Origin of the sequence: Rummeliibacillus sp. G93 (assembly GCF_023515935.1) — a bacterium.
In the GTDB taxonomy this organism is placed as follows: domain Bacteria; phylum Bacillota; class Bacilli; order Bacillales_A; family Planococcaceae; genus Rummeliibacillus; species Rummeliibacillus stabekisii.
The window spans coordinates 1,846,684-1,864,688 of record NZ_CP097314.1 but is presented as its reverse complement, the minus strand read 5'-3'; the positions used below and the strand labels follow the sequence as shown (position 1 = coordinate 1,864,688).

At 37.2% G+C, this 18,005-nt stretch carries 13 protein-coding genes; 11 read left to right on the top strand and 2 right to left on the bottom strand.

Going from position 1 to position 18,005, the window contains the following annotated elements; translation table 11 throughout:
• The first annotated feature begins 163 nt into the window (after positions 1 to 163).
• The 4 genes from M2M59_RS09290 to M2M59_RS09275 all read left to right on the top strand — a co-directional run bounded on the left by M2M59_RS09290 (position 164) and on the right by M2M59_RS09275 (position 4,711).
• Entirely contained in the window at positions 164 to 907 is a 744-nt protein-coding gene (locus M2M59_RS09290; protein ID WP_249774414.1) for a CAP domain-containing protein, read from the top strand.
• A gap of 278 nt (positions 908 to 1,185) precedes the next feature.
• Positions 1,186 to 2,604, top strand: a complete 1,419-nt coding sequence (locus M2M59_RS09285; RefSeq protein ID WP_249774413.1) for a spore germination protein — start codon at positions 1,186 to 1,188, stop codon at positions 2,602 to 2,604.
• Positions 2,601 to 3,632, top strand: a complete 1,032-nt coding sequence (locus M2M59_RS09280; protein WP_249774412.1) for a GerAB/ArcD/ProY family transporter — start codon at positions 2,601 to 2,603, stop codon at positions 3,630 to 3,632. The genes M2M59_RS09285 and M2M59_RS09280 overlap by 4 nt, the downstream gene beginning before the upstream one ends.
• On the top strand, positions 3,620 to 4,711 hold the full coding sequence (locus M2M59_RS09275; protein WP_249774411.1) for a Ger(x)C family spore germination protein: 1,092 nt from the start codon (positions 3,620 to 3,622) through the stop codon (positions 4,709 to 4,711). The genes M2M59_RS09280 and M2M59_RS09275 overlap by 13 nt, the downstream gene beginning before the upstream one ends.
• A 48-nt stretch (positions 4,712 to 4,759) precedes the next feature.
• Here M2M59_RS09275 and M2M59_RS09270 read toward each other — a convergent pair whose 3' ends face one another.
• Complete coding sequence (locus M2M59_RS09270; RefSeq protein WP_249774410.1) at positions 4,760 to 6,118, bottom strand: MATE family efflux transporter; 1,359 nt, start codon at positions 6,116 to 6,118, stop codon at positions 4,760 to 4,762.
• A 75-nt stretch (positions 6,119 to 6,193) separates the two neighbouring features.
• Between M2M59_RS09270 and M2M59_RS09265 the strand changes: the two genes are divergently transcribed.
• On the top strand, positions 6,194 to 7,276 hold the full coding sequence (locus tag M2M59_RS09265; protein ID WP_147196886.1) for an undecaprenyldiphospho-muramoylpentapeptide beta-N-acetylglucosaminyltransferase: 1,083 nt from the start codon (positions 6,194 to 6,196) through the stop codon (positions 7,274 to 7,276).
• A gap of 102 nt (positions 7,277 to 7,378) precedes the next feature.
• Here the strand turns inward: M2M59_RS09265 and M2M59_RS09260 are convergent, their stop codons facing one another.
• Positions 7,379 to 7,927, bottom strand: a complete 549-nt coding sequence (locus M2M59_RS09260; RefSeq protein WP_066787918.1) for a GNAT family N-acetyltransferase — start codon at positions 7,925 to 7,927, stop codon at positions 7,379 to 7,381.
• A 605-nt stretch (positions 7,928 to 8,532) separates the two neighbouring features.
• On the opposite strand from M2M59_RS09260, the gene dapF reads away from it, so the two are divergent.
• From dapF to odhB, 6 genes are all read left to right on the top strand, one after another.
• Positions 8,533 to 9,504, top strand: a complete 972-nt coding sequence (dapF, locus tag M2M59_RS09255) for a diaminopimelate epimerase (protein ID WP_249774409.1) — start codon at positions 8,533 to 8,535, stop codon at positions 9,502 to 9,504.
• Positions 9,505 to 9,527: 23 nt separating this feature from the next.
• Entirely contained in the window at positions 9,528 to 11,261 is a 1,734-nt protein-coding gene (locus M2M59_RS09250; protein WP_249774408.1) for a sensor domain-containing diguanylate cyclase, read from the top strand.
• Positions 11,262 to 11,404: 143 nt separating this feature from the next.
• Positions 11,405 to 12,085, top strand: coding sequence for a response regulator transcription factor (locus tag M2M59_RS09245; protein ID WP_147196892.1), 681 nt, complete (start codon positions 11,405 to 11,407; stop codon positions 12,083 to 12,085).
• Positions 12,082 to 13,500 (top strand): HAMP domain-containing sensor histidine kinase, encoded by a 1,419-nt coding sequence (locus tag M2M59_RS09240; RefSeq protein ID WP_249774407.1) that lies wholly within the window; start codon positions 12,082 to 12,084, stop codon positions 13,498 to 13,500. The genes M2M59_RS09245 and M2M59_RS09240 overlap by 4 nt, the downstream gene beginning before the upstream one ends.
• Positions 13,501 to 13,731: 231 nt before the next feature.
• Positions 13,732 to 16,542 carry a 2-oxoglutarate dehydrogenase E1 component gene (locus tag M2M59_RS09235; protein ID WP_249774406.1) on the top strand — a complete coding sequence of 937 codons (2,811 nt, stop codon included), beginning with the start codon at positions 13,732 to 13,734 and terminating at the stop codon, positions 16,540 to 16,542.
• Between the two features lie 31 nt (positions 16,543 to 16,573).
• Positions 16,574 to 17,824, top strand: coding sequence for a 2-oxoglutarate dehydrogenase complex dihydrolipoyllysine-residue succinyltransferase (gene odhB / locus M2M59_RS09230; protein ID WP_249774405.1), 1,251 nt, complete (start codon positions 16,574 to 16,576; stop codon positions 17,822 to 17,824).
• The last annotated feature ends 181 nt before the right edge of the window (positions 17,825 to 18,005 follow it).

Below are 18,005 nucleotides of genomic sequence, written 5' to 3'. Positions count from 1 at the left end.
AACCCTCTTAGAATAGCAATAAGGTGATAGACTTCAACTATCTTCCAAATAAAACCCTATAACTCTGCGGTCTCAGCTCCTTGTTGGAGAAAGTGGCAATCCTTGGCGACTTTTTTGCTTGATTCTTCGTTTAAGCTTGGAACACGACAAGGAGGAATGCAAGATGAACAAACTAACAAAATGGGCAATCCCATTCAGCTTACTTTTAACAGCAGGAGTGCACAGCGGAGCAATAGATGCTTCAGCTAAAACCGTTACGAAAGAACATACGAAGCAAACTTCGATGTCAAATCATACATGGCATTATCAATCAACTAAATATAATACACATCGTTATATTATGTTGAATAACTGCTTTACAAATGGTACAAATGCGAATACGCATAAACCTACAACTAAGCCGAATACAGATACATCAAAACCGAATACAGATACATCAAAACCAAATACAGATACAAACACAACAACACCGTCAAAACCAAATACTGATGCACCAAGCAAACCATCTACTGACTCTAATGCAACATCTGCTTCTCAATTTGAAAAACAAGTCATCACTTTGACTAATGCAGAACGTGCAAAAGAAGGTCTGCCTGCTTTACAAGCAGATACAAAATTGATGGGCTCTGCGAAAGCTAAATCTAAGGATATGGCAGACAAGAATTATTTCGATCATACAAGCCCAACTTACGGTTCACCTTTTGACCAAATGAAATCTCTTGGTATTACGTATAAATCAGCAGGCGAAAATATTGCCAAAGGTCAAAAGACACCGGAAGAAGTAGTGAAAGCTTGGATGAATTCAGAAGGTCACCGCGCTAACATTATGAACAAAAACTATACACATATTGGTGTAGGTTATGATGCAAAAGGAAATGTCTGGACACAACAATTTATTCAAAAATAGAATAAAGTATTTGAACTGAGATCAAAGCATCCTGATTTCAAAGATAAGAGGCTCTCGGAATATTTATTATTCTGAGAGCTTTTTTATGTCTTCATAAATCAAAAACTAGCCTAATATGCAACCTATATATGAATTAATTGGAAATAAAGGATCAGTCATTTATTGGCTGTTTTTTTGTTTGAAATGTAATTTTATATTCCATACTGAAAAGAGAAAGAATGACAAGGTAACTAGAAGGTGCCAACCATATTCATCAAGAATGAAAGAGGAGGTATGAAATGCTCCAGCTAGAATCGATGGTTGAAAAATTAAAAGCAACTTTTTATAATTCAGTTGATTTTATAGCAAGAGAAATCTCGTTTCCAAAAGATCAATATGCAATTCTTTGCTATTACAGTTCAATGGCGAATAAAAAAGATGTACAAGATATAGTGAATGTGTTGAAAGTACAGACAGCTTTTAACGAAAAAGATTGGGATGCAACAACCGCTTCTCAAAAAGAAGCATATAATCTAGAAACATTAGTTGAATATGTCTGTCAGGGATATACTGTGCTCCTTTTATTAAATTCTCAACAAATGGTTCGTTTCACCATGCCTAACTTGCCTCATCGTTCTCCTGATGAACCGACAAATGAAGCCATCTTACGTGGTGCCCATGAAGGGTTTATAGAAGATACTGACGTAAACTTAGGGCTTATTCGTAAAAGGATGCGAGTACCTGATTTAATTGTAAAGAAGATCACTGTTGGTACAGACAACAAAGCGGATGTTTATTATATGTATTTAGCTCGTTTTGCTAACCAGGAAAACCTAGCAGATTTAGAGCGAAGACTCAATAATATGAAAGATAAAATAGATGGATTATATGCTTCAGGCCAATTGAATGATTTTATTGAAGATAATCCGATGTCACCTTTTCCGCAAATAATGAATACTGAAAGGCCTGACAGAGTATTTGCTAATCTTACAGAAGGGAAAATTGTGATGATGTCCGATTTTTCACCAACTGCTTATGTTACACCTGTCACATTATTTTCATTTTATCAATCGCCTGATGATTTTAATAGTCGTGTAATCGTAGGTTCCTTTTATAGAATGGTTCGGGTTTTTAGTTTTATCACAGCTATTTTTTTGCCTGCCTTCTATATAGCAATCGTCAGTTTTCATTATGAAGTCCTGCCCATTGAATTAAGTAAAAAATTAAAATTAGATATCAGTGAAATACCCTATAGGCCTATATTTGAAGCTTTAATTGTTGAAATTATCATTGAGTTAATTCGAGAGGCTAGTGTACGCTTACCTCAAGCTTTAGTTCAAACAATCGGCATTGTTGGTGGTTTGGTTGTCGGAGATGTCATCATCAATGCAGGGTTGGTTTCCAATATGGTTGTTATTGTTGTTGCATTAACTGCGATTTCTAGTTATGTCGCACCGTCGGTTGAACTTAATACCTCAGTCCGTGTGCTGCGCTTTCCGTTTATGTTTGCAGCAGCATTATTAGGATTCTTTGGTATATTAATTGGAGCCCTAATACTAGGCGTACATTTATGCAACTTAGGCTCTTTGAAATCACCATACATTTATCCAATTGTTCCATTTGATCCAAAGAAAACGAAACAAATCCTATTTCGTGGGAAACACACAACGTCAGGTACACAGCCAAGCAGTTTTGATCCGAAAGGGAAGAAACTATGAATTTTACTATAACAAAAGTCCAATTATTTGTAATGCTCTTTTTTAGAACGACTGGAATAATCTTTATTGCTTATTCAGAAGCGCTTCTTAATGCTGGTGGACGTGATGCTTGGATTATGTTCTTTATTGCAGCTGCCTTTGTTTTTCTACAATTATGTGTATACGAAAAATGTTATAAATACTTCGAGTTAGGAAAAATTACACGTTGGATTTATATTTTCAGTTGGTTTATTTTATTAATTTTATCATTAGTATATATTCAATATACTTTAAATATTTGGGTTCTTGGGAATACCCCAAATTATGTTACCTTGTTGCTGATGCTTTTAGTTTCTTATTACATTAGTGTCAGTCGGCCATCAACCGCTGTAAATATGCCAGTTTTCATTATTCCTTTCGTCTTTGTATTTGTATTCTTTCTATTATTTGCTGTACCTGAATTAAGGGTGAGTCAACTGTTTCCGATTGGTAAAAGTTCAGGGCACGAATGGATTATGGGGATGCTTTATGGGTTAGCTTCGTTTACTGGTTTAGAAGGTTATTTAGTATTAAGGAAATATGTATTGACTGAAGATAAAATGCGCTTCAAAGATATACTTATTTATCAAACCATCATAACTGTGTTTTCTGGTTTTTTGATGTTGGTTGTTAAAATGTATTTTGCGCCAGCTTCATTGCCATACATCACAGAGCCCACCTTATATATTTTAAAGTCCATTGAAGTTACATTTGTTAAGAGACTAGATATTTTCTTCCTTTATATGTGGCTAGGCTGGAGTCTTATCTCATTCAGCTTGATTGTATTTAATATTCGTATAGCTTATTTTCAAAAGGAGCGAAAACATAAAAAAATCCCCATGGTTGTATTACACCTCTTAATATTTTTCAGCAGTATAGCTTTTTTGAATATACGATCTGTAGAATTTTTAAGAGCTCATTTTCAATATATCTATATTCCTTTTACTGTTATTTTACCGGCATTCATCATTTGGAAAAATAAAAGGAGGGAAACAAAATGCGCAAAATAATTGTTTTTCTTCTTTTAAGCTCTGTATTCCTTAGCGGATGTTGGGATCAACGTTTGTACAAAGAGCTCTCTGTTATTTCTGTAGTAGGCGTAGATGGAACCGTTGGAGATTTAAAAGCCTTTTATGCATATCCTAGCTCGAGTGATGACCCTACAAAATATATAGTGCTTGAGGGCGTGGGCAAAACAGCGAGAGAAGTGAGGATTAATGCGAATAAAAAAACTGAGCAAACAATGGATATAGCGGAATTGACTACCATATTAGTTAGTGAAGAAACTGCTAAGAAGGATTTATATTCTCTTTTAGATGTATATTATCGATCTGCTGAGAGTCCTATGACAGCTAAAGTTGTGATTACTGATGGATCGACAAAAAAGTTTTTGGAACTTAAAGAAAACTTCCCGAAAGAGATTGGTGAGTATTATTTAGACTTTATACAGTCTTATGAAAAATCCTCAATATATCCCGTAACAAATTTAGAAATTGCAGCAAATCAGATGTTTAGTGAAGGTAGAGATCTTGCATTACCGTACTTAAAAACTAGTGGTGATAAAGGGCTGCCTGAAGGAGAAGGAATTGCATTATTTAATGGTAAAAATTATACGGGTGAGCATCTAACGCTAAGAGAATCCACTTTTGCGACACTAATAGGCTATAAGAAATCAGATATTGTTGAGTTAGCATATCTGATGCGTAAAAACGGAAAAAATATATCTGTTGGATTTAATGCTATCCGTTTTAAGAAGAAAATGAAAGTAACGCGGAGTGGGAATAACATAAAGGTTAAATATAACATTTATATGCCTATTGTAATGACGGAATATCCTCCAGATCATTTAGATCGAACTAAAAGAAGAAAAGAATTAGAGAAATTTATTGAAGGTAGAGTTGAGAAGGATATAGCTAGGATGTTTAAAAAAAGCCAAGAAGCGTCGTCTGATGTAGTTGGAATCGGAGAGGATATACGAGCCTATTATCCAAATTTATGGAAAGACGGAAAATGGAAAGAAATATATAAAGACATCAAAATAGAAACAAAGGTAGATGTTAAAATCGTGCGTAGTGGAAGTATTAGATAATTAAAAAGGGAGTTCCCGTCTTATTGGAACTCCCTTTTTTTAATATAGCTATAAAACTTGTGCGTTTTCCATCTTACGCTGTACAAACCGAAGCCGAATACTTAATGTGACAGCACCCATTGCCAGCCCTGCAATCAAACCAATCCAGTAACCATAAGGGCCAAGGTTGGTCATATTTGCTAGTAATATACCGACAGGCAAGCCGATGATCCAATAAGAGACAAGTGCCATAATGAATGTAATGGTGACATCTTTATATCCTCGCAGTGCGCCTTGGATTGGCGCTTGGATGGCGTCTGAAAGCTGGAAGAAAGCAGCATATGTTAAGAAATGGCCAGCAAGTCTTACCACTTGCACATCATTGCTGTACACGCTAGCTATATGACCTTTGAATATAAGTAAAACAGTAAGAGAAATCATACAAAAAGTAACCGCAGTGATTGTACATAAACGACTATATGTTTTGGCATCTTGAAATCTCTTGGCGCCTGCTTCAAATCCAACTAAGATGGTCGCACCCATCGAGATACTGAGCGGAATCATATAAAGAAGACTGGCGAAGTTCATTGCAATTTGGTGTGCGCCGATCACTTCTGTACTATATTTGCTCATCATCATTGTGACGACAGAAAAGATACTGCTTTCTGCAAATATAGCTAAACCAATCGGCAAGCCAAGCTTAACAATTTCAAACGCTTTGGTTGGATTTGGTCTAGGTAATTTTGAAAAAAGTGAAAAATCTGCAAACGGTGTCTTTTTCATTGTAATAATGATGGCAGCACCACAGATTAGCCAATAGGTAATGGCAGATGCTACACCAGAACCAACACCACCCAATTCGGGGAATCCTAAATGTCCGAATATGAATAAATAGTTAAAAACAATATTGATGGGTGCTGCCATCAATGTAATTAACATGCTAACCCTCGTTTGGCCGAGTGCATCAATGAAGCATCGCAATACACTGTAAATGAATAGTGGCAATAAACCAAAGCACATGGCGATTAAATAATGGTAGGCCACACGGTAAACATCTGGCTCAAGCGACATGCCTTTCAATAATGGTTTCAAGCTAAGCGTTAATCCAGTAAAGATAATGATGGCTAACAGAATCGCTACATAAAAACCTTGTTTAACAGTAGCAGATGCTTCTTTCTCTCTTTTTGCACCTACAAATTGTGCTACAATAGGTGTGATTGATGTTAAGATGCCTGATAAACCAGTATAAACAGGAAGCCAAATAGAAGAACCAATTGATACGCCAGCTAAATCTTGTGTACTGTATTTACCAGACATCAATACATCAAAAAATGACATGAGGTATAATGCCACTTGGGTAATTAAAATTGGCAGCACGATGGTCGACATTTTCTTCCATTTCGTGCCTACTTTTGTTGTTTCATGCATTTTGTTCAACTCCATTGAATATGAATGTTTCTAAAAGGGATAATAAGACGTTGATTTACTTTAAGGAGATTTAAAATGACAAATCAAACAGTAATTTTAACGGGCGGGGGCACAGCAGGCCACGTCTCGCTCAATCAAGCAATCATACCATCTTTTCTAGAAAAAGGCTATGAGGTTCACTATATAGGTTCAAAAGAAGGGATAGAAAAAGAGATTATCGGCCAGGCATTTCCCAACTTGCCTTATCATCCGATATCTAGCGGTAAATTAAGACGCTATTTCTCTATGAAAAACTTTACGGATCCTTTCCGTGTCTTAGCAGGGATTTCGCAGGCCTTGTCTATTATGAGGCGCGTAAAGCCAGTAGTAGTATTTTCAAAAGGCGGTTTCGTGTCGGTGCCAGTTGTGATGGCGGCCAAAATGTCAGGCATTCCAGTTATCGCACATGAATCTGACGTAACACCAGGCCTTGCCAATAAATTGGCTTTGCCATTCGCTTCACATATCTTCACTGTTTTCAAACAAACGTTAAAACATTTACCTGCAGAGAAATCGGCATGTACAGGTTCTATCATTCGTCCTGCTTTATTTGAAGGGAGCAAGGAGAGGGGCCTACAATTATGTGGGTTTGGGGCAGATAAAGAGACCATCATGATCATGGGGGGGAGCCAAGGCTCTAAGTTCATTAATGATGCGGTTCGTGCCAATTTAGTGGGACTTCTAAAGAAGTACAATATCATCCATCTATGTGGGAAGGGGCATATCGATACAGCACTAGTTGACCTGCCATCTTATAAACAATTTGAATATGTAACAACTGAATTGCCAGATTTACTGCATGCAACTGATTATGTAGTATCTAGAGCAGGGTCTAACTCTATCTTTGAATTTTTAGCACTTCAAAAACCGATGCTATTAATCCCTCTTTCTTTAGAAAAATCTCGCGGTGATCAGATTTTAAATGCCAAACTGTTCTTTGAACAAGGATTAGCCGAAGTACTGCAAGAAGAAGAGGTCAATCAACAAAGCTTCTTAAAAGCGCTTCAATTGTTAGAAAAACATAGTGATTCGCTAATCAAAAATATGCAGGAAGCAGAATCTCCAAAAACACCAGATGAAATGGTGGATCTGATACTTCAATATGCAAAAACGGAATAAGATACTCAGGCAAGGCAGTTCAAAGGAATAATTTCTGTAGTAATATTAAAAGCCCCTCATTCTATATAGAATAGAGGGGCTTTTGTTGGCAATACCGGTAATTTACATGGCTTGTTCTGTGGACTCGCCATTTCGGGTAGCCATATATAAATAAAAGGTATCCTTTTGGATTTTGAATAACTCAAATTGTTTCTCGCCTTGATTAATTTCCTTATATAGAGATGGGTGGCTTTCTTTAGCATCTACAGCATAACCTAGCTTTAATGCAGCACGAATTGATTTAGTATTTTCTTTGCGGATTTTTAAGAACACACATTGAAAATCGAGTTCAAAAAATAACTCTTCTAAAAACAATTCTTTCGCCTTTTGATTATAGCCTTTACCTTGATAAGGTACGCCAATCCATGTTCCTAAGAAGCCTGCGCCGTCTTGCACATCATACAAGGTAATACTGCCAATTGGTTGGCCCCAATCGTCTAAAATCGTGCGAGAAACTACTTTACCGTTTTCTTCATCTTCCATAAGCTGGTTTGTCATAAACCAGAATTCATCGGCTGTCTTAGCCTTTTGACGAACAAAAGGGAAGACAGATGGGTGACTTAACAACTCAAAAAGCTCATTACATTCTTGTAATTCACGTCGCTTAATCATATTGAACGCCTCCTTTTGGGGGTGAACATCGAAAACCCAGTTCTAGCCCCAACGAAATTTTTCATTTAATGTTGCATAAAAAATTTCGGGGTGGGAATCGAACCCACTAGAACCAGCGATCACTGGTGGCGCACCATTTGCCTTCCCTATTGATTCTATATATTATAGACTCATTTATGAAATTATTTTGCTCTTTAACTATACTAAGATTTGCGCAAATTGCAAAGAAAAAAATACAGTTTTTAATAAAAAATTTGAACAAAGAATGATAATTGTGAACACCGTTTTTTTGCTGGAGGGAAACATAATATTGGATGAAAAGTATAGTGTTATTCCCTTATTTTCTTTAATATTCACTTAATTATGGAAAATTAATATAAATTGCGTATAATATAGAGTTAAGAATAGATAGTTTTTACTATAATGCCCTATGTTTTTACTGATTATTTCTATAATGTAGCTCTTGCTTAAGGATTTTGCAAGAATTATTCATTGAAATTTGGGCATTCAATTATGTTTATAAAAGTACAAATAATGATGTATTAGTGTCCTATGGCTGCTTGTACAATTACATATTAGACTTACACGAAAAGAGGGGACCAAATATGATTTTAGACATTCAAAAAGTCCACGGTTCAGGAAATACTTTTTATTTATATGAAACTAAAAATGAGAAAGAACTGGATTGGGCAAATTTAGCCATATGGCTTTGCGACAAAGATATAGAAGATGGCGCAGATGGACTGCTCGTTGTGTCGCCATCTTCTATCGCATTAGCCAAAATGAGAGTATTTAACGCAGATGGCACAGAAGCATCGATGTGCGGCAATGGACTTCGATGTGTTGCACGCTATGTATTAGAAAAACATAATCTCTTGGAAGCCCAAATTGAAACGATGAAAGCTATTTTACATGTTGCAAAAGAACAGCCTTTAGCGGAAGGTATTCCTACTTACAGTGTTGAAATTTCACCTGTTTCCTTCGAACTCACTTCACTTCCAATGAAATATGAAAATAAAACAACTCTTATTAATGAGATCAATGTTGAACTTGATGAGCAGCTACAATTTACTGCCATTTCAGTGCCGAATCCACATTTAATTTCTTTTGTTCCAAAAGATTTAATAGCCACTTCGTCACATCAAGAGAAAGTGGCATCCTTTTTAAATGGCCCAAATAGTATTTGTCCAGATGGCGTAAATGTGAGTTATGTATATACAATGGGACCTGACGAGATATATGTACGCACTTTTGAAAGGGGAGTAGGCTTTACAAATGCTTGCGGCACGGCTATGACTGCTTCTGCATTAGTATCTCGCCTACTGAATTATACATCCAAAGAAAAAATTACTGTCATGAATCCAGGTGGGTTCGTCAAATGTATGGTCGGTATAAAACAAGATGAGCAATATAATTTGAGATTAATAGGTAACGCAACGATTACTGCATTATATACGTTAAAGTCTGAGGGCGCTCAATATTCATTTGAAAGCAAAGAAGAGACAGTAGAACAGCTCGCCTACCAAAAACTTAGTCATGAAGCGAAGGAAAAACACAAGACATTATTTGGCGATTGATGTTTGATGAGGAGGGAAAATGCATGATGCAAGAAGCATTTATTACAAGAGAACAATTTTATGCAATGTATCAGTTAGACCAGTCTCTTGTTTTTCTCATGAAAAAGGATGTTAACGGTTATCAATACGTTTATACAAACCAAGCAGCTAAGGATTTTTTTTCAGATAATCTGGAAGGTAAATATTTAACAGAAATAGTTAATCGAGTATCTGTGCCATTAATAGAGAAAAATTATGAAGAGGCCATCGCTAATCATAATCAAGTGGCTTATCATGATTTCTATTTGGAAAATGACAGAATTCAAACAAATAAAACAGTTTGTACCCCCATAAAATACAATAAAGATACATATCTATTAGCTTCAACTTCAAAAATTGAAGAACTAAAAATCGGAACTTCAGAAGGAAATGCCAGTAATACAGCAGCTTTTAATAGCTTGAAAATAAGCCCATCAATGATGAAGCACCTCTTTGATACGTTCAACGTTGCAGTAAATATATGTATTACTGACACGCAGGGGGTCATTGAATATGTCAATGCCAGTTTCGAACAAACAACAGAGTATTCTGCTTCGGAGTTGATCGGGAATACCAATGCCATGTTGAACTCGAGAAAACAATCTCGCGCATTTTATAAAGAATTATGGTCCCAAATATCGAGCGGTTTTATATGGCGCGGAGAAATGTGTAATCGAACCAAGTACGGCAGAAACTATTGGCTAGATACAACGATTGTGCCTATCACAGATGAACAAGGGGAAATTAAGCATTATTTAGGTATAAGTTTTGATGTATCTAATAAAAAAATGCAAATGACGAAATTAAAAAATACTGAAAAGCTTTTTCAGCTTATTACAGAACATACCAAAGACTTTATCGTCATAACAAGCGATGAGGGTATTATTCAGTATGTTTCACCTAATCATGAGGCAAAACTAGGCTATGGGAAAGATGAGTTAATAGGAAAGTTTTATATGGATCTACTGTCAAAAGGTAGTGCTGAAAAAATGCAAAAAGAGCTGGCGCAACATGGAGAATTCGATAGTATAAAACTAGAATTAGAAATTTGTTCAAAGGATCGCCGTACCTTTTGGACTGAAGCACAATTGACAAAAGTAAGAGATTCAAAACGTAAGGGTATATATCAAACTGTTCTAGTAGCTCGTGAAGTAACAGAACGAAAAGAAATGGAAGAACAACTGCGATATTTAGCTTATCATGATGCCCTGACGAAGCTTCCTAATAGAAGATATTTAATCGAGAAAGTTACCGAATACATCCGGATTGCAGACAGTTCAGGAAGCTCTTTAGCTCTATTATTTATTGATGGCGACAATTTTAAAGAAATTAATGATACGTATGGACATGAAATAGGTGATGAATTTATAAAAAGCTTTGGAGAAGCACTTTCTTCAAGTGTAAGAAACAGTGACCTTGTGGCAAGGATAGGTGGAGATGAGTTTATTATCGTCTTAACTGATTTATCGATAGATGAGATGAAAAGGAAAGAGCAAATTGGTCAAACAATCAGACGTATACAAGACATTTTGCATACTGGTTGGATGATAGGACCACATACCTTTTCCCCTACTTCATCTATTGGGGTTGCCTGCTATCCAGAGCATGGTTCTACTGTAGCTATGTTACTAGACCAGGCAGACCAGGCATTATACTATGCTAAAAGAGTAGCAGGAAAAGACTCTTATCATTATGTGAAGAGTATACAAGAAACCAGAGATTCAACCTTAGTACGTTAGCTTGTCCACCATCTATAATAAGCACTTTTACAAACAGTTTTGTTGTTGATTATAGAACGTACCAATCGAAACAGCGTTTAAACGTACAATTCGTGTCATAAATTATGTGACACCTCAAACTAGTAAGAATGGTGGCAGTATGTATGAATAAACGAATTTTATTAATTGAAGATGAAAAGAATATCGCAAGATTTATAGAACTGGAGCTTTCTCATGAAGGTTTTAGTGTATCAACATGCTTTGATGGTCGTGAAGGTTTACGAAAGGCGCTAGAAGAAAATATGAAAATCGATGTGATTCTCCTTGATGTCATGCTCCCTGGTTTAAATGGCATTGAAGTATGTAGAAGAATTCGAAGCCATTCCCAGGTGCCTATAATACTTATTACTGCGAGAGACGCAGTAATGGACCGGGTGGCTGGTCTCGATGCAGGTGCAGACGACTATATTGTAAAACCATTTGCCATCGAAGAGTTGCTTGCTCGTATACGTTCTATTTTAAGGAGAACAGCAGCCGCCCCAGAAAGTAGAGACTTGCTAAAATATAAAAATATCACAATAGACCAAGCTGCCTATACAGCATATGTAGATGAAAAAATGATTGAGCTCACCAAAACAGAGTTTGATTTATTGCGCCTTCTTATTGAAAACAAAAATCGAGTTTGTACAAGAGACCATATACTGGAGCGCGTTTGGGGTTATCAAAGTGATGTGGAGACAAATGTCGTAGACGTTTACATACGACATTTAAGAGCGAAACTTCCTGACAGTGCCAGCACATATATTGAAACAGTGCGGGGCGTAGGGTATGTGATGCGTGAATGAACAGAAAAAATTTATTCTCTTTCCGTAGAACATCGTTGAAAACTAAGTGGGCACTTACCTCGGCGGTTGTGATTTTCATTAGCTTTGCCATTATTTGTTCCGTGTTGTACTGGTCCATGCACACATGGTTATTATCGCAAGAACATCAATCAGTCAATCGGACAATGGATGATTTACAAGTCTTCTTTGAATCTCAAGGAAGTGGCATGACAATTGATGAAATTCGCTCGAATCGTGGATTAATGAATTCAATTATCGATAAAAATCAAACAGTACGTATTTTAAATAAAGATGGCATTGAAATTTTGCGGATTAACGATACCATTAATCAAATACCAGAAATCAAGAAACAAGTACCCTCACAAGGCTATATTGTAGAAAAGGAAAAATTAGAAGGAATAGATTGTTTTGTGGCTACAAGTAAATTGCAAATGTCGCCTTTTTTGGGGTATATACAATTGACACACCCTTTAGACTCTTTTCATTCATTGATGAATTATCTTTTAATGGCGATGTGCATACTCGGTTTAGGGGCATTAATTATTTCCTTTTACATTGGTCATTTTCTTGCGAACTTTCTTTTAAGACCGCTTCATGAGCTAAGATTAGAAATGCTGAATGTCGCGGAGGAAGGGTTTGGTACGCCTATACTAATGGAATATAGCTATGAAGATGAGATTGGTGATTTGCTTCAAGTTTTTCGCAAGATGATGGCAGAATTAGAGCAAACATTTCTATTACAACAGCAATTTGTCCAAGACGCTTCCCACGAACTTCGAACACCTATTCAAGTAGTAGAAGGGCATCTTTCATTAATCAAAAGATGGGGGAAAGATGATCCAGCCGTTTTACAGGAATCTTTAGAAACCTCTTTAATAGAAATTAAGCGAATGAAAGATTTAGTAGAAGAAATGTTAGAACTAGCTAGAGGTGAGGGTGTTGCCCAAGATTCTCATTGCAACGTGGAAGAGGCAATAATAGAGATAGTTGAAGAACAGCTACATTTATATCCATCAGTGAAGATTGAAATAGTGAAGCATCACTTTACAAATGTCTATGCAGCGATATCCCAACATGCATTGGGCCAAATCGTCCGAAATCTGCTTCAAAATGCCATTCGTTATAGCAACCTTGATGCCAAAATTTTTGTCTGCTTGACAATTGAAGGGAAAAATTGCAAAATCGAAGTCGAAGACCATGGTATTGGTATAGCTGAGTCTGATTTACCTTATATCTTTGAGCGATTTTATCGTGTAGATCAAGCAAGATCTCGAGAAGAGGGCGGCACAGGTTTAGGATTGAGTATCGTTCATATGCTCGTCAATAAATATGGCGGCAAAATTTTTGTTTCCAGTAAATTAGGGGAGGGAACTAAATTTCAGATAACATTCCCGTTAGAAAACAACCAAATTTGATGTCTTTTATGTAATTATTACATCATTCAAGAAAAAAAATGCTCAATTCTCTCAAAAACATTGAATTTTTTGTGAAGAGTAGTAAGATTGAAAGGAAAATTGTTCTTTTAAACCAATCTAACTTGCTGTACCGAATTGGCTGGAAGAATGATAAAATATACAGTGGATTTTCTGAAATTAAAACTTTAATTAATGGAACTGCCACTTGGCAAAAAGTTGGAGGTAATTCTCATGTCAAACAACGATTCACTTGCAAGTTCGCCGTGGGCTGCGTTTTCTGGTCCTAACCTTGGCTATGTAATGGATATGTATGATCTTTATCTGACAAATCCTGAAGAAGTAGACCAAGACCTTGTAGCACTTTTCAAACAATATGGTGCACCTTCTGTAAATACTTCAAATTCAACTGCAACTTCAACTGTTGATGCAGGCAATATTGAAAAAGTATTGGCTGCCGTACAGTATGCAGAAGCCATCCGTGAAATCGGTCACTTAGCAGCTGATCTTTACCCATTAAACAACCAACCAAAAGATTTTTCTCGCATTGAAGCAAATGCATATGGATTGACAGATGCAGACCTAATTAATATGCCTGCTTCTATCTTATTAAAAGACGTTCCTGCAAGCGTTCACAATGCGCTAGATGCAATAAATTATTTGAAATCAATCTATACAGAAAAGATTGCCTATGAATTTAGCCAAGTAGTAAATAAAGAAGAAAAGAATTGGATTCAATCAAAAGTTGAAAATGGCGCTTTAAAAACCAATCTTTCAGCTGATGAGAAAAAAGAAATTCTAAATATGTTAAATAAAGTAGAAGGATTCGAACAATTCCTTCATAAAACTTTTGTCGGCGTTAAACGTTTTTCTATTGAAGGAGTAGACTCATTAGTTGTACTAATAGATGAACTCATTCGTCGCTCTGAAAATCGCGGTACGAAAGATGTAGTAATCGGTATGGCACACCGTGGTCGCCTAAATGTGTTAACACATAATGTGCATAAACCTTATCAAATGATGCTTGCAGACTTTGCACATGTACCAAGCGAGTTATTCTTGCCAAAAGACGGCTCATTAGAAGCAACAAGAGGCTGGTCTAACGACGTGAAGTATCATCTTGGTGCAACATATAAAGCACCAAACGGATCTACTATTAAAATGGCTTACAATCCTTCTCACTTAGAAGTAGTGAGTCCTGTGGTTACTGGTCAAGCACGAGCAGCACAAGATGCTACAGAAAAACCAGGCCTTCCTGAACAAGATAAATCTAAATCTCTTGCTATCTTAGTGCACGGTGATGCAGCATTTGCGGGGCAAGGCATTGTGACAGAAACGTTAAACTACTCTCGTACATTAGAATTTAATACTGGCGGTTCTGTGCATATTATTGCAAATAATATGATCGGTTTTACAACTGAACGCCAAGATTCACGTTCTACTGTTTATGCATCAGATCCTGCAAAAGGTTATGAAGTACCAGTTATTCATGTCAATGCTGATGCGCCAGAAGCAGTCGTGCAAGTGGCTCGTTTTGCAGTTGAGTACCGTGCAATGTTCGGCAAGGATATTGTCATTGATTTGATTGGTTATCGCCGTTATGGCCATAACGAAATGGATGAACCAATGATCACCAATCCAACAATGTACAATATTGTTCATAATCATGAGACTGTTCGTGCTTTATACGGCAAACAACTTGTTTCTGAAAATATTGTGACAGAAGAAGATGTTACAAAACTTCAAAAAGATATTAAAGATGAGCTACAAACAGCGCTAGATTATGTCAAAGAAGTGGGCAAAGGCCACGAAACAAGCCTTGAAATGCCAGAAGCTGTGAAAAATGGCGCACCAAAAGACATTGCAACTGCTGTTGAAAAAGAGCGTCTTGAAAAAATGAACGAAGAACTTCTGACATTCCCAGAAGACTTCCATGTGTTTAAAAAACTAGGGAAAATTTTAAACCGTCGCCGTGATCCATTCCAAGGAAAAGGTAAAATTGACTGGGGTCATGCTGAAACACTTGCTTTTGGTACAATTCTGCAAGAAGGCACACCAGTACGCATTTCTGGTCAAGATGTACAACGCGGTACGTTCTCTCAACGTCATCTTGTGTTACATGACGAGCAAAACGGCAATGAATATGTGCCATTGCACCATATTTCAGGTTCACAAGCATCATTCGCACCAATCAATAGTCCATTATCTGAAGCGGCAATGGTTGCTTATGAATATGGCTACAATTTAGAAAATGAAAAAGCGCTTGCTATTTGGGAAGCACAATATGGTGACTTTGCGAATATGGCACAAGTCATGTTTGATAACTTTATTTCAAGCACTCGCTCAAAATGGGGTGTTAAATCAGGCGTTGTTATTTCACTACCGCATTCAGCTGAAGGCCAAGGGGCAGAGCATACAAGTGCTCGTCTAGAACGTTTCTTGCAATCATCAGCTGAAAATAACTGGACTGTAGTAATGCTTTCAAGTGCAGCAAACTACTTCCACTTATTGCGACGCCAAGCTAAAACATTAGGCACAGATGCTGTTCGTCCACTCATCATGATGAGTCCGAAGTCACTTCTGCGCAATCAGCTTGTTGGAGCAGATGTAGAAGAATTAACAAACGGCGAATACCGCCCAGTAATTGAACACAATACAACAGGCCAAGATGCAGAGAAAGTGAAAAAAATCGTATTTGCATCTGGTAAAATGGCAATTGATCTTGCTGAAAAAATTGGTAGTGGAGAAGGTTATGAGCACTTGCACTTAATACGTGTAGAACAATTATATCCATTCCCAGAAGAAGAAATCGTAGAAATTCTAGCGAAATTCCCGAAAGTCAAAACGCTTGCTTGGACGCAAGAAGAGCCAAAAAATATGGGTTCTTGGTCATTTGCAGATCCATACATGCGCGAATTAGCTGGTAAAGGCCAAAAAGTGGTGTATGTTGGTCGTGACGCGCATTCAAGTCCTGCAGAAGGCGATGCGGATTCTTATAAAGAAGCGCAAGCAAAAGTTATTGATGAAGCATTATCAAGTAAGTAAGCAACGTTAAAAGACAAAGGAGGAAATGAAAGTGGCAGACATTATTGTTCCAGAATTAGCAGAATCAATTACAGAGGGTGAAATCGTACGTTGGGTTAAGCAAGTAGGGGACCACGTAGATAAAGGTGAATTTATCGTTGAGTTAGAAACAGATAAAGTCAATGCAGAAATCATCTCTGAAGAAGCAGGCGTTTTAACTGAAATCCTGGCTCAAGAAGGCGATGTAGTAGAAGTAGGAGCTGTTATTGCTAAAGTAGAAGCAGGCGGAGCAGCTGCAGCACCTGCACCAAAAGAAGAACCAAAACAAGAAGAAGCTCCAAAAGCGGAAGAGCCAAAACAAGAAGCTCCTCAAGCCGCAGCACCTATAGTGGAAGAAACAACTTCAAATGACCGTGTAATCGCTAGCCCAGCCGCTCGCAAATTAGCACGTGAAAAAGGCATTAATCTTAGCGAAATTTCACCAGTAGATCCGCAAGGCCGCGTACGTGTTCAAGACGTAGCAGCTCATGGAACTGCATCAGCTGCTGCTCCTAAAGCAGCGGAAGCACCAAAAGCAGCACCAGCTAAAAATGTTGACGATTCTCGCGTAGAAGTTGTGAAAATGACTCGTCGTCAACAAACTGCTGCAAAACGTTTACTAGAAGTTTCTCAAAGCACTGCAATGCTAACAACATTTAACGAAATTGATATGACAAATGTTATGGCGCTTCGCAAACGTAAAAAAGATGCTTTCCAAGAAGCACACGACGGCACACGCCTAGGCTTCATGTCATTCTTCACAAAAGCTGTAACAGCTGCTCTTAAAAAATATCCAGCTGTAAATGCTAAAATTGTCGGCGACGAATTGCACTACAATAAATTCTATGATATCGGCGTAGCTGTAGCGACTCCAGATGGATTAGTTGTTCCAAACGTTCGTGATACAGACCGTAAAAACTTTGCAGAAATTGAAGCAACAATCGCTGAACTAGCAACAAAAGCGCGTAACAAAAAGTTAGCTCTTTCTGACCTAGAAGGTGGTTCATTTACTATCACAAACGGTGGTGTATTCGGTTCATTAATGTCTACACCAATCATCAACGGCGACCAAGTTGCAATCCTTGGTATGCACAACATTGTCAGCCGCCCAATCGCTGTTGGCAACGAAGTACAAATTCGTCCAATGATGTATGTAGCACTTTCTTACGATCACCGCATCATCAACGGTCAAGAATCAGTTGGCTTCTTGAAAACAGTAAAAGACTTAATCGAAAACCCAGAAGATTTATTGTTAGAATCTTAATAAAACCTTTAGTATCAAAGGTAAGAAAGGTTTTAAGAATTGTAAAGAAAGCTCCTGAGAAATCAGGGGCTTTTTTGTTCGCCTTTTTAAGTGTGGGCACATTTTGGGCACATAAACTTTTCTTTGAAGTCTCATTTAGATAATTAATGAGTAAAATCAAATGTTTTTTTGATTATTTCGG

What these genes read in the sequence shown, in the direction of transcription:
- M2M59_RS09265 (WP_147196886.1), top strand. Translation starts at nt 6,194, where the DNA reads ATGACAAATCAAACAGTAATTTTAACGGGCGGGGGCACAGCAGGCCAC.
- M2M59_RS09270 (WP_249774410.1), bottom strand. Translation starts at nt 6,118, where the DNA reads ATGCATGAAACAACAAAAGTAGGCACGAAATGGAAGAAAATGTCGACC.
- M2M59_RS09245 (WP_147196892.1), top strand. Translation starts at nt 11,405, where the DNA reads ATGAATAAACGAATTTTATTAATTGAAGATGAAAAGAATATCGCAAGA.
- M2M59_RS09280 (WP_249774412.1), top strand. Translation starts at nt 2,601, where the DNA reads ATGAATTTTACTATAACAAAAGTCCAATTATTTGTAATGCTCTTTTTT.
- M2M59_RS09285 (WP_249774413.1), top strand. Translation starts at nt 1,186, where the DNA reads ATGCTCCAGCTAGAATCGATGGTTGAAAAATTAAAAGCAACTTTTTAT.
- M2M59_RS09240 (WP_249774407.1), top strand. Translation starts at nt 12,082, where the DNA reads ATGAACAGAAAAAATTTATTCTCTTTCCGTAGAACATCGTTGAAAACT.
- M2M59_RS09235 (WP_249774406.1), top strand. Translation starts at nt 13,732, where the DNA reads ATGTCAAACAACGATTCACTTGCAAGTTCGCCGTGGGCTGCGTTTTCT.
- M2M59_RS09260 (WP_066787918.1), bottom strand. Translation starts at nt 7,927, where the DNA reads ATGATTAAGCGACGTGAATTACAAGAATGTAATGAGCTTTTTGAGTTG.
- M2M59_RS09250 (WP_249774408.1), top strand. Translation starts at nt 9,528, where the DNA reads ATGATGCAAGAAGCATTTATTACAAGAGAACAATTTTATGCAATGTAT.
- dapF (WP_249774409.1), top strand. Translation starts at nt 8,533, where the DNA reads ATGATTTTAGACATTCAAAAAGTCCACGGTTCAGGAAATACTTTTTAT.
- M2M59_RS09290 (WP_249774414.1), top strand. Translation starts at nt 164, where the DNA reads ATGAACAAACTAACAAAATGGGCAATCCCATTCAGCTTACTTTTAACA.
- M2M59_RS09275 (WP_249774411.1), top strand. Translation starts at nt 3,620, where the DNA reads ATGCGCAAAATAATTGTTTTTCTTCTTTTAAGCTCTGTATTCCTTAGC.